The following is a 15,238-nucleotide window of genomic DNA, read 5'->3' as shown; positions in this document are numbered from 1 at the left end:
TTAACGTTAATCATTGCTAAATTAATGCTAGCGTTTGAGATTACTGCCAACCCACCGCTTACGAACCATATAGACTCTTGGGTCATGGATTTGTATATTCTGGGTGTTATCCAAATATGAATAATCCCCAAAAGCATTATCATTAATGCCACAATAAAGTAAAAAGTTTTTATATAAAAATCTCCTTTCTCCATAAAAGGATTGTTAGAAATACATAAACATACGATACCGTATGTTTATGTATTTTTTATGTCCCAATGGATCGTACAACCACATTAGGGACATGCGTAATCATATACTTAATAAAATCACAAACATTTTATCTATATCAAAATTGGTATTGGACTCAAACCTTGTCATCCACCCTACATAAGTTAAATATGTAAGTCTAGCCCTGTCTATCGCTTCTGAAAGCGTCAGCCCTCGCCTTTGATACAGTCTGGAAATACAATTAATTCTTTGTTCCTCAATATCAACTAATCGGGTTGCCACGATAGGATCATGTTTGGCCCAGGCATAAATGCCAATCTCAATTTTCTTGTCCCGATTGATACTAATGTGAAGCAGCTGTTCCAATGAGGAATTATCTTGTTCTATACTATGAATGATCTGCTTAGTTGCATAATCTTCCCAGTAATCCATCATGGAATCTAGAAGTTCTTTACGGTCTCGAAAGTAGTGATAAAAACTACCTTTACTTATTTTCAGCTTCCGAGCAAGTATTTCGACACGAACTTCATGTATTCCAGCTTCGGCCAAATTGTTTAATCCAGCTTTCACCCAGTCTTCCCTGGTTAATTGCATAACTCACCTCTAGATACGGTAGCGTATGTTTTCAATAGAATACATTTCGATTTTTATTATGTCAATAGAGAGTCGATCTACATTAATGTACATTATTTCTACAACACAAACAGCCAGCTGCAGGAGCTGGCCGATAATTTCAAAACATTTTTGTGCCATTACCCATTTTTTAGTAAAACATTTCCAAGTCCTTAACTTTTACATATGGCATTTATACGAACTCTTATTATCAACTTTGTATTTCTAAGAATTGAAGAATGGTATCGTTTACAAAAACCGGGTTTTCTCGACTCATATGAGGTCTGTGGCTGCCACCAGGTACTACAACATAACGAGAGTTAGGAATTAGTCTTGTCACCCGTTTAAGTTCTTCCTCTGGAGCGAACTGATCATACTCCCCAGCGATAAACAAAGTAGGACAGCTTATACCTCTTAATTGGTCATCAGTTAGCCGAGGGTAAGTTCGCCAATCCCTTATTTTTTGCCTTAAAAACTCTTGCCAATTTCCTTGATGTGCATCTAGACTAAGGATCGTTAGCGACGCAGCGTAGATACGCTGTTATAGGATGCCAGCACCTTCTTTGAATCACCTTTCAAAATCAGCACATTTAATATTGTGTTCACCGCTATTTTGATAATCTTACAGTTTTTGAATCCATTGATGGTTATTTAAATGCACTACTTCCAGAGCTTGCTTTAACCACTGTTTTTGCTCGAGATCTAGATGCGGTACAGATAGATTAAAATCATGGAGATGATCATTTGAATCATTACCTTCTAAATAAGTGGATTTGTATAAAAGTACAATTTCCGGTGCTAAAATAGAATACCCGTCTTTTAATATTACTGCTTTTTCAATGCTCCTCTTAATACTTGAATTACCTGTATAATAAAAAAACTTATCATCTCTGAAGTTAAATAGAAATTCTACATAACTAAAAGCAAGTTGTTCCTCATTTATAAATGTAAATCGATACTTGTTACTTCCAATGGGTTCTAAATAACAACGTGTTTCATTATTTGTGAAACAAAATAAATTCCGCTTTTCAGAACTATCGACTGTAAATAGTTCATGTATTATCCCTCCACCACATGCTTCAAAGACTCTCCATCCCGAGTTCAACATATAAGCAATAATGGCTTTTCTATCTTCCCAGTATACAGCTAAATCTAAGTCCTTATGAGTTCTAGTTTTATTACCTAAACATATATCGATCGCTCCACCACCACAAATGGACCAATCAAAGCCAGCATTTGCAAAGAATTTTTTTGCACTTAAGATTATTTCTTTCAAAAAAATCTACTCCTCGTGAACGATTTATTGAGATGGTTCCAAGTTTTTCGTGCTGATTTCCTATAACGTTTCCGCATTCACGAACTCGAGAGACTTAACGCGCATCTATCTTCTATTCTTATTCATCCAATCTAAGGCGAAATCAACCATTTCTTTCTGTGGTATTAAATAACTCACCGCTTTCCCTACCAAGCCCTCTTTTACCAAAGTAGTCTTGGATTTGAACTCATCAAAAATCATGTTAAAATCGTCAGATTCATTATTGATATCATCATAAGTAGTCCATTGCTCTTTTCCATCTACACTCATTTTCACTTCCCAAACTTTAGGCTTTATATAAGAGTTTTTCTGGCTATACTCAGCCAAATGTAATGAACTATTAGCATCAGTTGGAGCTCCAAGTAATAGAATAAATCCCTCTAATTCATAGATCTTTCCCAAGGGAGAATCCTCACTTAATGCATAATCTAGTGTATGATTCATCGTTATTCTTTTAGCATCTTTCCCCCACGCAGCAAATGAAACATGGGGGTGTGAACTTCTTAACACTCCATTTTGTTTTCGAAATGTTTCAGGAATGAATCCCATATACGAAGTTGTTGTTATGTCAGGGTAATATATTGGCATATTTTCTTTTATTATTTTTATTTCCTCTAAGGTTAAGTCCTCATTGTTTTCCGTCGGAGCACACAAATGTTCAGATTGAGTCGGCATAACAATATTCCCGTTAAATCCTACCGCTTCTTCCAATGCTAAAATAACAGTTACAGGTCCCCCTACAACATTTCCTAGAGATTTCAAAGAGGAGTGGACGATCAAGGTCATTCCCTCTTTTACACCCAGTCGTTTTAAATCATCAATAATTGTTTTTCTCGTCTGTAAAGTACTGGATATCCCCATTTTTATCACCTCATAAAAAACTAATGATTAACCCCAAAATATTCCCATATTATCGTTTTCTACTTGATCTAATTGTTTTTCAAAACTCTCATCTGGTAGAATATCATCTACAAAATGCCACTTTTTCTTGCTATCTCTCCAATATATTTTCCATTTATTTTGGTCTAATCTAAATTGAGCGATTTCCAACTGAACCCATTGATCACTCCTAAATGCTGGTCTTTCTTCAATTAAAGTAATGTTATTACCTCGGATCTTATAGCTCAGCCTTATTTGATTTTGAATGTGTTTAGGAACTTTATTCTTTGTATAATTGTCCATAATTTTAATTATTCTTTTCTTTGTAAAATCATCCATTAACTGATTCACCTCATGTTTTGAACTTTGCTAACAACTCCATATTATGTGAATTGCTGAACTTCGTAAATACCCTCTTCTATATGTTTGGGTAATACAGACATTGTCACCTGCTTCGTGGATTAGCAAAAGTAGGCCTGAAGGTCGGTTGGCTTTCCCTTGCCCTTAATCTGTTGAAGAAAACAAACATATACCAAAAAGTAAAACGGTAGCTTCGGGGTGACCCCTAAAGCTACCATTATAATCCTACTCTTTACAGTCAATCGCAAAATTTTTCTGCTTAATTAGTGATTCAAGTCTCCACGGGCATGCTAAGCTGCTGCGCGAAATCCTGCAGATGAATGCTGTTCCCATCCATTCTGGATTGTTCCGCGGCAAAAGCCATCAGATGACTTTGTACCGAATGATGTGCCGAGGTGAGCCCCTGGCTCTTACCGTCCTCACGCACCAACCGGAGGAAATCCTTGATTAAGCCCATGTCTCCGCCCCCGTGACCGACATGCCCGCCCATATCCTCAAATGAAATCCGCTCCACCTTGCCGCTGCCAAAATGGATGATTTCGATTTCGTTCTTCTCCATCGCACCGCGAATTTCTCCCTTGGTTCCCATCAGCTTGAGCGTGCGACTAACGTCTCGGGTAAATGCACTCATCGTAAATGCAGCCGTGACGGAATTCGCGAATTCCAAATTCACGACCTGATGATCTACGACATCGTTATCACAATGATAGACACATCTGCCGTACGGCCCTTCCTGCAGCGCTTTATAGCGGGCTTCGTAACTCAGATCATCGCTGATCGCCGAGGTCGGCCAATTCGTATCGCTCGTTAAATATTGCTTCGGCGCATAATAGAGACATTCGTCAGATACCGGGCATCCATCCAAACACCGTAGCGGAGCTCCTTCTGGGGCTTGATCCGCCTTAAAATAAGATAACGATCCGAAAGAAGACACACGCACGCATTCCGCATCGGCCAGCCAGAGCAGAATATCAAGGTCATGACAAGACTTCGCTAGAATCATCGGGCTGGATTCATCTTTTCGACGCCAATTCCCTCTCACAAAGCTATGCGCTTGGTGCCAATACCCTACGTTCTCATTATGTTGGATGGACATGAGCTGACCAATGGTTTCCCGCTGCAACAATTCGCGAATCGTCGAGAAAAAGTTCGTATACCGAAGCACGTGACATATCGAGAAAACACGGTTCATTTGCGAAGCTTTTTCCCCCATGAGAATACATTCCCTCGCATCCGAAGACATCGGTTTCTCAAGTAATACATGATACCCCGCTTCAAGCGCCTTCATCGTGGGTTCGAAATGTTGCTTGTCTTGCGTGCATATGAGCACGGCGTCTGCGAGTTTCGGTACGGCAAAGAACTCATCCCAATGTTCAAAGCACATGTCATCTGCAATGCCGTGCTTCTCCTTGAAGCCATTCCGCCGTTCCGCGACAGGCTCCGCCACGGCGACAACTTCGAGTTCATGCGGGTGCTGCAGTGCATAATCCAAATAATTCACGCCTCGTAATCCCCCTCCAATTAATGCAACTCTAACCTTTTTCATCTGTCATCCTTCTCCTCTCAAGTGATATGGAACTATTCCTTGACGCTACCCACGGTCATCCCTTTGACGAAATACTTCTGCAAGAACGGATATACCACCATAATGGGCAGAGCTCCCATAAATATTTGGGCAGTCCGAAGGGTTTTCTCTCTTAAATTCTCCATCGCCTTCAGCTGTTCAATTGAGATCGATGTCATCTGGGCGTTAATCGACATAATTAAGGTTGAGAGATACGTCTGCAAAGGATAGTTCTCTGGCGAGTTCATATACAAAATCCCGTCGAACCAGGCGTTCCAATGCCCTACTATGGTGAATAACCCAATGGTTGCAATCGATGGTAGGGATACCGGCAAATAGATTTGCCACAAGACTCTCCAATGCCCCGCACCGTCAATTCTCGCTGCTTCATCTAATTCTTTCGGGATCGATCTGAAGAAGTTCAACATTAAGACCATGTTCCATACATTTAAGGCACCCGGCAAAATCAGGGACCACATCGAATCGATTAAACCCGTGTTTTTGACAACGATATAGGTTGGGATCAATCCGCCCCCAAAAAACATCGTAATCGCAAAAAACCACACATACGGCGTTCTATATTTAAATTGGTCGTTCGATTTCGATAGTGGAAACGCGGTAATGAACACGAGAAACATATTAACGGCTGTCCCCAGCACGACACGTTCAATGGATACCCATAAGGACCGGAAGAATTCGACTTTCTCGCCTAAGTACACATAAGCATCCCAAGAAAATCCGACGGGCCATAGCTTCACTTCTCCAGCCATTGCCGCAGTATTGGAACTGAGTGAGATCGATAACAAGTGAATGAACGGAATAATTCCAAGCAAGGTGATGCCTGTTAATACGATGGTATTGATCATGACAAAGAGTTTTCTGCTGATTGTTGGTTTGTGTATCACAGTACGACCTCCAGCCTAAAATATTCGATAATTATTGTATTTGTAAGCCGCATAGTAGGTTGCAGATACCAACCCTAACGAGATGACCGATTTAAAGAGTCCAATAGCTGAAGCAGGTCCAAATTGTTGGGTAAACATCCCGAGACGATAGACGAATGTATCAATAATATCTGACCCTTCATACACCGTTGGGTTATACATGATTAAGATTTGCTCGAAGCCTGCATTCAAGATTCCACCAAGACTTAATACGCTAAGCAGAATCAAGATCGGAGCCATGCCAGGGAGTGTAATGTGAATCAATTGTTTCCATCTTCCGGCCCCGTCTACTTCTGCAGCTTCATACAACGTCGCGTTGATGCCAGTAATGGCAGCGAGCATAACAATCATGTTATAGCCCATCCCTTTCCAGACATCCGATCCGATCACAATGCCTCTAAACCACTGGTTGTCTAGCATAAACATAATAGGCTCCAAGCCGATAGAGCTTAACATTGCGTTAACGGGTCCATGCAAGGAGAATAATTCAATAACTACACCGCCAAGTACGGTCCATGAAAGAAAGAAAGGCAAGAAGATTGCCGACTGGATAAAACGTGAGAACCATTTTTTCGTCACTTCATTCAATAACAACGCAAGGATGAGCGGGACGAGTAAAAATAACACCATCTTGAAGAGGGCGATAACAACTGTATTCCAGAGGACTTGGTTGAAATCTGGCAATTCAAATACGTAACGAAAATTGTCAAACCCAATGAACTTCGATTTGAAAAAACCAGACAACGGTTCAAACTGCTGGAACGCCATGACCAAACCCGCCATCGGGCCGTATGCATAAATCAAAGTTACAATAACTCCAGGTACCAACATCAAATGAAGCGGATATTCTTTTTTCAGCGTTCTCATCGATGATCCTCCTAACCCATAACCGAATTTTAAACCGGGAGGGTTGCCGACGAATCGATTTCACTCTCCCGCTTTACGATCTCATCATTTATTTGGTAGATTGCTCGCTATACCATGTATTAACTTCTTGAGTGATTTGATCGCCGCCAAGGGATTTCCAGCTGGCTACGAACTTATCGAATTCATCCAGCGGAGCACCCATAATAATTTTCGTGAAGGACTCTTGCATCAGCTTATCCAGTTGGCCGCCCTTTTCCACTTGGGTTGACGTAGGAAGACCATAGAATTCATTGTTCACGAATGCTTTGCTATCTTTAATCTGTCTCGTCAATCCCCAACCGCCTTCTTTGGCAGCACGGCTGTAATATTGATCCCAATTGACGCCTTTGGAAGCTTCTTTTGTATTTCCTGCAAGATAATCCTTCGCGGCCTTAAATACATCCGCTACGTTCTTATAATTCTCATCGTCTAGCGTAATTTCCGTCTGATTTGCATCAAGTGCTTTATTCACTTCAGTATAGATGGTCTCGATTTGTGCTGGGTTGTAGATGCGCGGGTTAAACCAGTTATATACATAGCCTTTTTCCGCTTTGTTCTGATCCATATATTTCTTGTTACCCATTTCAATATAGAAATTGATCATTTTAATCGCTGCTTCCGGGTTCTTCGCTTTTTTGTTCACGGCGAATAATTTACCGCTGCGGATTTTCGGGACAAGCGATTGGCCTGGTCCATCCAACCCTGGAACTTGGATGGCGATCCATTCCGCCTTCGGATCTTTGTCCACATTCAGATTCAACGGCCAGTTCGGGTACCACCATTCCCCGTAGGAAATGCCCACTTTACCTGCTGTAATATCTTCCACGGCTTTATTCTCATCTTTCAGCGCGAACTCTTTATCGATAATCCCGTTCTGGTACCAAGATTGCAATTTCCCTAACGCGGTCTTCACTTCCGGCTGAATGATGCCTGGCTTTAATTTATCGCCGTCTTTCAACCAAGCAGACTGTCTGTCACCAATGGATGGATATGCCCCGAATCCGTTGAAGAATCCTCTCACATCAAATCCCCAGAAGAACAATTCCTTCTGCATAGCGATGCCGTACGTATCATTCTTACCGTTTTTATCCGGGTCTTGTTGAACAAATGCGGTTGCCACTTTCTCCAGCTCATCCATCGTCTTTGGCGGTTGCAAATTCAGGTTATCGAGCCAATCTTTACGAATCCATAGTAACTGCGTGGACAGGAACGGATCTTCAAATGCTGGAATTCCCAGTTGCTTGCCGTCCGAGCTGAATGTCTTCATCGCGAATCCACCGTCCGACTCCATATACTTCTTCAGGGCTGGTGAAGCATATTGTTGATAAGCTTCTGTCAAATCAGCCAGCATATCTTGCTGTTTCAACTTCTCAAAGTTCTTCTGATCTAGCTCCATGATATCTGGCAAATCCCCGGATGCCATGGCAAGCGAGAACTTCTGTTCGAACTGGCTAGAAGGCACCGTCCACTTATATTTCACTTCAATATTCAACATTTCTTTAAGATCTTTCAGATAAGCATTCTGGTCGGGTGTCATGCCTTTAGGCGTTCTTGGATCTTCGGGTGGATTATACCCTAGCACCTCGGAGACGGTAACTGTTTCCGGGTACTTACCTAACGGATCCGGCGGTGCTGCATTGTCCTTATTGTCTTCCGTAGCGGTTGGCGTCGTCGTGCTAGCCGTTTCTTTTTCTTGACTCGCGCAGGCTGTAAATACCGAAAGTATCATCGTAACCAGCACAATCAATTTCCATGATCTGAATGTCTTCATCTTGACCCTTTCCCCCTTTGTTTGGTGCTGCCGTATCAACAATCTGTAGGTGCTTACTTTTATTCTAGGTTGAAGGTAAGGCGCTATCAATTTTGATTTCTTTACAATGCTTTTACTTTATTTACTTATTTCGAATTTCGGTATTCCAGGGGGGAAACACCCATCTTTTTCTTAAAAAACGTCGTAAAGTAGGAGTGCGAATCAAACCCTACCTGCGTGGCGACTTCATTCAATTTCAAGGTCTTATCTTCCATCAATTGAATAGCCACTTTCAGCTTCGTTGACTGAATATATTCTTGTAAGTTTCGGCCTGTCATCTGCTTATAGTAACGAGACAAGTACGATGGATTGAAATGAACCTCATCCGCAATCGAAGTAAGGGATACATCTGCAGACAAATTATGCTCTACAAAACGGTGAATTTGTTCAATGACAAGCATCTTGAAATCTTCCTGTTCAATCACGTTATTCTGAACGAGGGTATCGTCTTGATTCCCTGACTTCTCAAGATCAACAATGACCATGTTATGGCCTTGGGAAGCTCTTCGCTGAATCCCGGCAAGCGCCGCTTCGACCTGAAGATGTATCGTGTCCCATATATTCAACAGGTTCCCGGATATACCGAAGGAGACACAAGCCCCGAGCAGCTCTTCACATTGAGTCTGTACCAGCTCGAGAATCCCTTTCATATAAACAACCATGCCATGCCATGGATTTTCCGTATCCTGGTGAACCTGAAGCTTCTGTAGCAATTCTTCATCCGGTTGCAATAACCAGAAGAGCACACGGTCGTCATAAATCCCTTTTTCGCTGATGATGGAACTCGGCAAATGATTGCCAAATATCCGTTGCACCGATGCAAGGATTTGCGACGAGTGACCCTCGAGCCGATCCACATGGCCTACTAAGAAGAAAGCAGGTCGAGCGAGCGAAATCAGAAACTCCACGTCCACGTAATGGGTATGAGATAACAAGGTTGTGATCGACTCCCCGCTCAACATCGACGCCATTAATTCCTTCTTCAAGTACGGCTCAGCAATTTGAAAATGCATTTGTGCCCGTTCCTGCTGAAGCCTGCGTCCATTCTCTTCTTCGAGCTTGCCGATCGCCGTCTTCACAGCTTGGAAGATCGGTTCAATGCCTTCGGTTTTCAGAATATAATTGTCGACATGCTTGCGCATTGCCTCATATACATAATCAAATTCGCTGTACCCGGTAAGAAAGATTATCCGGCATAAAGGCCAATAGTAGATAATGTCATCCACGAGTTGAAGCCCGTTCTTCTGCGGCATGCGAATATCGCTTACTAAGATATCCAGCTTAGTTTTCTTCGCAATGTCCAGCGCTTCGCCGGCTGAATAAGCTTTGCAAATATCCAGTTCAAACTCACGATTTTCCTGAAACAGCTGTACGAGGCCATTTACGATGACAGGCTCGTCATCTACGATTAATAGTCGGTACATAGTTATGCCCCCTCATGTTCATAGATTATGATTAGTTCTACCTTTAATCCGCCATACGAGCTGCGCGAGACGAATAAGCCGCTCCCTACTCCATATTTCAGTTGTAATCGGTTATTTACATTGATGAGACCGGTGTTCTCTACTTGACTGGAATGCTTCGCTAGCTTCTCTTGTAACTGCAAGATATCTTCGTCCGTTAATAGATTCCCATTATCCTCTACCGTAATTCGGACTCTTCCTTCCTGACAATCCGCGCCAATATATACCACGCCGTGCATCGTACCATCTTCAAAGGCATGCTCGAACACATTCTCGACAATCGGTTGAATGATTAATCTTGGAACAGCAATCACATTCGTCGCGTCCGAAATCTCATCGTATTCGTAATGGATCCGATTCGAGAATCGAATACACTGAATCTCGCAATAATCAAGCGCATGCCGATACTCTTTATAGAACGGCACTTCATCGGAACCGCTCCTCGTAATGTACTGGTAATAGCTGCCCAGCTTCTGGGATAACTCCGCTGCGCTGTCGGCATCGCCTACTTTGCACATCATATAGATATTAAAGAAGCTGTTATACAGAAAATGCGGATTGATTTGCGATTGAAGCTGCTTCAACTGCGAGTGCTGTAGGGCAATTTTCTGTTCGTAGTTCTCCTCAATGGAGCGTTTGAGCCGAAAGGCCATGCGATTAAAGCTATGAAACAAATAGTGGAACTCGTCCTTGCTTCTGGACTCGATGACGAGATCGAGGTTATCCGTCTCGATCAAATGAAACGCTTTCAAAAGTTTAGAGAGTGGTCTATGAATCATGATATTCACCGAGTAAGAATAGAGCAGCATGACTGCGATCGCGATAATGAACAAGGCATAGAACCACGTGCTGAACTGGCTTAAGGGACGAGTGATTTCATTCTGATTGACATACATGACTAACGATAAATTCAACGCACTGACATTGTTATGTATAATAAAATAGCTTTTGCCATTCACCTTTTTCATTTCCGGCAAGTCCGAATCATGTTCGTTCTGTTCATCCATCAGGTTAAGAACGGCAGTCGATACCTGGTCTTCTTGTGTCGTGGATAGGACCTTCCCCATATCGCGGTTCCCTAACAAAACTTCGGATTCCTGATATAAGGTAGCTATTTCATGAAGAGCCTCTAAGAGCTTGGATCGGGAAATTTCAATATACGACCAGACTCCTGCATTATTTTCGGTTTCTATGAAAAAGATTCGATCTCCATCCCTAAAAAAAGACGGCTTTGGTTTCGTCTTCAGTAGCGAATCTATTCGCTTATATTCATCATTCGGCGTATTCGTTACCCCTGTCATGCTGCTGATGGTTTTGCCGATGGCCTCGACATAGACCCCACCATTGACTACATAATCACTGGACGATAGGAGCGTGCTTAACCGGTCGCTAATCTGATTGATGAGTTCAACCTCTTCATAACGCCCTAACCTGCCGCCTTGAAAGCTAAGCTTCTGCAAATCTTTATCACCCAAAAATTGCAATTGTAGATTGCGAATGAAATACATCTCTTTGTCGAGTTGCTTCGAATAGAATGACGCGCCCGCCAGCGATGAATCCAAGATTGCATTCTTCATAAAGGACATTCCCTTGTAATTCACCCAAATGTTCATCGAAATGAGAGGGACAAGGAATGCGATAAATACGATGACGATTTTCTGATAGACTAACCATTTGGCCTTCCCCGTAGCCTGCAGTTTCATGCGACACCTCCATTTTTTGACAAAGTTCAACATTAAGTATAATCCCTTTTTACCGAAAAAAGGAGACCGATGATTTCTCATCCGTCTCTTTCATCTTCGATCCTCTTCTATTATGGGTTGAGATTATAAAGTTCCAATTCATTGATCGCGAAGTTGCCCCATTTCAGGTTCGCTCCGTTGATCTTTAACCGGAATTTGCTTGCCGTCGTTGCCGTAAAGTCTACGCTTTTAGTCTCATTCGTTTGGTCATTCGATTGCCAAACCCATTGCACGCCTGTCTGCACTGGGACCCATGACGTGCCGTCGTAAGCTTCGATATCCAGGCTCGTTACCCCTTGACCTGTTCCGAAGCGGGTTACGACCTTCATATTGTTCACGGTCACGGTTCTCGCACCAAAATCTAGCGCAATGTAATTCGGGAACGTAACTCCTTTATCCACACTAGACCACGCTTTATCATACAAGCCGTCATTCAGCCATTTGATCGAACTGCCCGATAAGGTAGCTATGGACGCACTTGCTGTCGCTAACGGCGTCAGATTGCCCACGGCAGGTCCGGGTGGTTTCGGCAATGGCGTAATCGGTGCCGGTGTGAATACGATTGGCGGTTTATTCGTGGCTGGCGGTACGTCGCCTTGATATTCGAATGCGCCAATATCAGGATCCCCGTTATATAATGTATTGCCGAAGTAGTCGCGTCCGCCATTGTCTGCAATCGGAACTCCTGCACCAATGAGCGGAGAGTCACCTTGTAATTGATAGCCGTCCACCGTATTCATGCCAACTCCGCCGCTGCCTGGATTCAACAACTTCGGATTGGCCGTTATTTTGTGAGCATCCGAACTCACTAAGGTTTTCCCGCCAAAGTATGCATTATTATCGAAGGTCTGACCCGTCAACGTCCATCCGCGGTCTCCAACACTGTAGTAGATATTATTGTAGTTTTTAATATTTTTGGGACTGCCAGAAGATTTGGTGAAATAATCACTCATGACAGGATTGCCGGAAGCAGCTCCTACATAAATCGTGTTATTGTAGTTCATAACCGTATCAATCGAGCCGCTGTAACGGAAGATACGGCCTTTATCGTTCTGGCTAATATTATATCTGACAATGGTATTGATCGTATTGTAGGTATCATTCACATAGAGCATAAAACCGCCTGCATTGTCGTGACTGTAGTTGTATTGCACGAGTGACCCGAGATTTCCCGCATCCACATCGAAGCCAGTTCTGTCTTCTGAACCATTGCGACTAGCAAAAGACTCATTAAATTGAACGACGTTGTTGTCGGCATACGCCCACCAGATGGATGCATTAGTCGCGAGATAGGTAGCCTCTTGGACGGTATTCCGCTCAACCACGGCACCGTCTGTCACGTTCCAAGCAATCCCGCCCGTTGCGGCTCTAACGATCGTATTATTAGAGATCTTCACGCCTGTTGATGGCGTCCACGGGCCATAAGGCTTCGGAACCCATTCCCATAGATCGCCCATGCCATAACGTATGATGCAATTGGAGCTGATATAGATTCCGTATGCATCAACATCGGTTAATGTATTTCCATCAATGAGGATATCGTGAAACGCACTCGGCACGATGGAGCCGACCGAATCGAAGATGATTCCGCCAGAGCGCGTTGTATATACGCCATCTACATCATGAACGTTTAAGTTTTTGATATAAATATGGTTCAATATCCCGCTCTCTTCATTTAGTATGTAGACGCCGCGCCGTTCCCCCCGCGCTCCTTTCCAATCTCTTGTAAAAGGCTCGGAAGAAGGGTTGGTGACCTCTAAATTTTGGATTTCCCAATATTCCTGATTTTTAAGGAAAACAGTCGATAATTCTGACGTCACGCCAGCAATGAGCGGCTTATTCCCCGTTCCATACATATCGATGACGATGGGGCTGCCGTCTGAACCCGAGCCTTTCGGCCATAGCTGTCCTTGCCAAGAACCGCCTGCTTTGAACAAGATTTTGTCTCCGGGCGCAAAGGTAGTTGCATTTACTTTAGCTAACGTTTTCCATGCTGCGCTTTGATCTGTCCCCCCATGATTGTCATCTCCGCTGAAGTTATCAACATAGTACGTATTTCCCGCTTCTGCCATCACCTTTGTCGGAGACACCGCTGCAACGCTAGAGAACATAAGCACCGCAACGGCCAGACTAATAATTTTCTGGGCTGTTCCTTTGAACATAAGTCTTCTTCCTTCCTCTTTTTTGATGTATGTAAAAGCTTAAACGATATTTCATTGAAACGCTTACAAAAGTGAGGAAAACATAGGTTTAGCGTGGCATGGGATAGGATTGATACTGGGATTCGTTCCGTACGATTGTCACCTCTAACAACCTCTTGCTGACATATGATTCATACTGGTCATCGATCATATCTTGGCGTACCTGTTCTCGAATTTCCTCCAAAGGTATATATGCGGAGCCCGGATCAATTTTCTCGATACACTTTATGACATGAAGACTGCCATGTTCTTCAATCATGCCGCTAATTCCGTTAATTGAGAGCTTTGCCGCTGCCTGAGCCAACGGGCTTCTTGCATTCTGCCGGTCGTTCCCGAGGTGATAGGTCAGCTCCATCTCTTGATCCGTTGTCATATAGGCTTGCGCAAGATCTGCAAAAGAAGCTCCCGCAGCCAAATCTTGTCGTACTTTCTCTAATTCGATCTGGGCTTGTTCTTTCTTGAACGTATCCACGTGTTGTTTCGCATCTAAAAAAGGAATCGAAATGCGCTGTACCTTCACGTAACCGGATGTCACGTATCGCTCGTCTTTATGCAGATCATAGAACTGCTTCACAGAGTCTTCATTGACCTTGGATGCGCTCATCTTCTGCTTTACGGTAATCGTTTCATTTGTCATCCTGTATTCAAAATAGGCTTCTTCTTGATATTGTGCAGGTCCGTAGACGACCTCATGATTTTGGATAGCTTGTTTCCTTCGTTCATTCTCTTGCTGTAATTGCTGCAAGAATCCTTCATAGCTAATGTCTTGGACAACGTTTTGTTCTTTGGCAATCAGTTGTCTGAGCTTAATGCGCACGCTGTCGTCTAATGCTTGCTTCTTCAACATCGCTGCAGGAATTTCTCCTTGAAACGACGTGGTCCAGAATTCGGGTGTCTGCTCTACGTTATACTTTTCTTGAAAATAATGAAGGACGCTTGACTTATTCCTTCGAACCGCTCGTTCAAACTCGGAGAGGCTAATGGGAACGTCATTGATTTTTGCAATATAGTCATCCTCATCTTTGGCATCCCCCTTCTCTTTCGCCCATGCGGCAGAAGTGAAGATCGTAAGTACAAGCAGAAATACGCCCGCAACCACCCACCTTGGTTTTCGAATGAGTTGATGGGCTTGATCCATGACATCGCTCCTCCCTCATCACCAACTAAAGAATTGTCACTCCATGTCTACAACTAAGATTGTAATATCCGTACCAAATGGAAACAATTTCAAT

13 protein-coding genes are annotated in these 15,238 nt (G+C 43.0%); all 13 read right to left on the bottom strand.

Annotation, left to right across the window (positions count from 1 at the left end):
• Positions 1–291: 291 nt before the first annotated feature.
• Positions 292–804 (bottom strand): TetR/AcrR family transcriptional regulator, encoded by a 513-nt coding sequence (locus B9N86_RS12875; protein ID WP_208919621.1) that lies wholly within the window; start codon positions 802–804, stop codon positions 292–294.
• 229 nt (positions 805–1,033) lie between these two features.
• Complete coding sequence (locus B9N86_RS30265; protein WP_342193875.1) at positions 1,034–1,336, bottom strand: alpha/beta fold hydrolase; 303 nt, start codon at positions 1,334–1,336, stop codon at positions 1,034–1,036.
• A gap of 108 nt (positions 1,337–1,444) precedes the next feature.
• Positions 1,445–2,098, bottom strand: coding sequence for a nucleotidyltransferase domain-containing protein (locus tag B9N86_RS12865; RefSeq protein WP_208919619.1), 654 nt, complete (start codon positions 2,096–2,098; stop codon positions 1,445–1,447).
• A gap of 105 nt (positions 2,099–2,203) precedes the next feature.
• Positions 2,204–2,998 (bottom strand): AAC(3) family N-acetyltransferase, encoded by a 795-nt coding sequence (locus tag B9N86_RS12860; RefSeq protein ID WP_208919617.1) that lies wholly within the window; start codon positions 2,996–2,998, stop codon positions 2,204–2,206.
• Between the two features lie 27 nt (positions 2,999–3,025).
• On the bottom strand, positions 3,026–3,355 hold the full coding sequence (locus B9N86_RS12855) for a DUF3024 domain-containing protein (protein WP_208919615.1): 330 nt from the start codon (positions 3,353–3,355) through the stop codon (positions 3,026–3,028).
• 292 nt (positions 3,356–3,647) lie between these two features.
• Complete coding sequence (locus tag B9N86_RS12850) at positions 3,648–4,922, bottom strand: Gfo/Idh/MocA family protein (RefSeq protein WP_208919613.1); 1,275 nt, start codon at positions 4,920–4,922, stop codon at positions 3,648–3,650.
• A gap of 32 nt (positions 4,923–4,954) precedes the next feature.
• On the bottom strand, positions 4,955–5,842 hold the full coding sequence (locus B9N86_RS12845; RefSeq protein ID WP_208920318.1) for a carbohydrate ABC transporter permease: 888 nt from the start codon (positions 5,840–5,842) through the stop codon (positions 4,955–4,957).
• 18 nt (positions 5,843–5,860) lie between these two features.
• On the bottom strand, positions 5,861–6,751 hold the full coding sequence (locus B9N86_RS12840; RefSeq protein WP_208919611.1) for an ABC transporter permease: 891 nt from the start codon (positions 6,749–6,751) through the stop codon (positions 5,861–5,863).
• Between the two features lie 88 nt (positions 6,752–6,839).
• Complete coding sequence (locus tag B9N86_RS12835; RefSeq protein ID WP_208919609.1) at positions 6,840–8,561, bottom strand: extracellular solute-binding protein; 1,722 nt, start codon at positions 8,559–8,561, stop codon at positions 6,840–6,842.
• 125 nt (positions 8,562–8,686) lie between these two features.
• The gene (locus B9N86_RS12830; protein WP_208919602.1) at positions 8,687–10,024 is read right to left on the bottom strand and encodes a response regulator; all 1,338 of its coding nucleotides are present in this window, start codon (positions 10,022–10,024) and stop codon (positions 8,687–8,689) included.
• A 2-nt stretch (positions 10,025–10,026) separates the two neighbouring features.
• Positions 10,027–11,766 carry a sensor histidine kinase gene (locus tag B9N86_RS12825; protein ID WP_208919600.1) on the bottom strand — a complete coding sequence of 580 codons (1,740 nt, stop codon included), beginning with the start codon at positions 11,764–11,766 and terminating at the stop codon, positions 10,027–10,029.
• A gap of 110 nt (positions 11,767–11,876) precedes the next feature.
• Complete coding sequence (locus B9N86_RS12820; protein WP_244563069.1) at positions 11,877–13,967, bottom strand: right-handed parallel beta-helix repeat-containing protein; 2,091 nt, start codon at positions 13,965–13,967, stop codon at positions 11,877–11,879.
• Between the two features lie 88 nt (positions 13,968–14,055).
• Positions 14,056–15,144: a peptidylprolyl isomerase gene (locus tag B9N86_RS12815; RefSeq protein ID WP_208919598.1), complete on the bottom strand. Its 1,089-nt coding sequence runs from the start codon at positions 15,142–15,144 to the stop codon at positions 14,056–14,058.
• Between the last annotated feature and the right edge of the window lie 94 nt (positions 15,145–15,238).

This window comes from Paenibacillus uliginis N3/975, from assembly GCF_900177425.1.
GTDB lineage: Bacteria > Bacillota > Bacilli > Paenibacillales > Paenibacillaceae > Paenibacillus_AQ > Paenibacillus_AQ uliginis.
Note: the sequence above shows the minus strand (reverse complement) of the source record. Positions and strands in the feature narration are given on the sequence as shown.

Excerpts from the sequence above, each read along its gene's own strand:
- B9N86_RS12855 (WP_208919615.1), bottom strand. The coding sequence starts at position 3,355 with ATGGATGATTTTACAAAGAAAAGAATAATTAAAATTATGGACAATTAT.
- B9N86_RS12830 (WP_208919602.1), bottom strand. The coding sequence starts at position 10,024 with ATGTACCGACTATTAATCGTAGATGACGAGCCTGTCATCGTAAATGGC.
- B9N86_RS12825 (WP_208919600.1), bottom strand. The coding sequence starts at position 11,766 with ATGAAACTGCAGGCTACGGGGAAGGCCAAATGGTTAGTCTATCAGAAA.
- B9N86_RS12835 (WP_208919609.1), bottom strand. The coding sequence starts at position 8,561 with ATGAAGACATTCAGATCATGGAAATTGATTGTGCTGGTTACGATGATA.
- B9N86_RS12815 (WP_208919598.1), bottom strand. The coding sequence starts at position 15,144 with ATGGATCAAGCCCATCAACTCATTCGAAAACCAAGGTGGGTGGTTGCG.
- B9N86_RS12840 (WP_208919611.1), bottom strand. The coding sequence starts at position 6,751 with ATGAGAACGCTGAAAAAAGAATATCCGCTTCATTTGATGTTGGTACCT.
- B9N86_RS12860 (WP_208919617.1), bottom strand. The coding sequence starts at position 2,998 with ATGGGGATATCCAGTACTTTACAGACGAGAAAAACAATTATTGATGAT.
- B9N86_RS12820 (WP_244563069.1), bottom strand. The coding sequence starts at position 13,967 with ATGTTCAAAGGAACAGCCCAGAAAATTATTAGTCTGGCCGTTGCGGTG.
- B9N86_RS12850 (WP_208919613.1), bottom strand. The coding sequence starts at position 4,922 with ATGAAAAAGGTTAGAGTTGCATTAATTGGAGGGGGATTACGAGGCGTG.
- B9N86_RS12875 (WP_208919621.1), bottom strand. The coding sequence starts at position 804 with ATGCAATTAACCAGGGAAGACTGGGTGAAAGCTGGATTAAACAATTTG.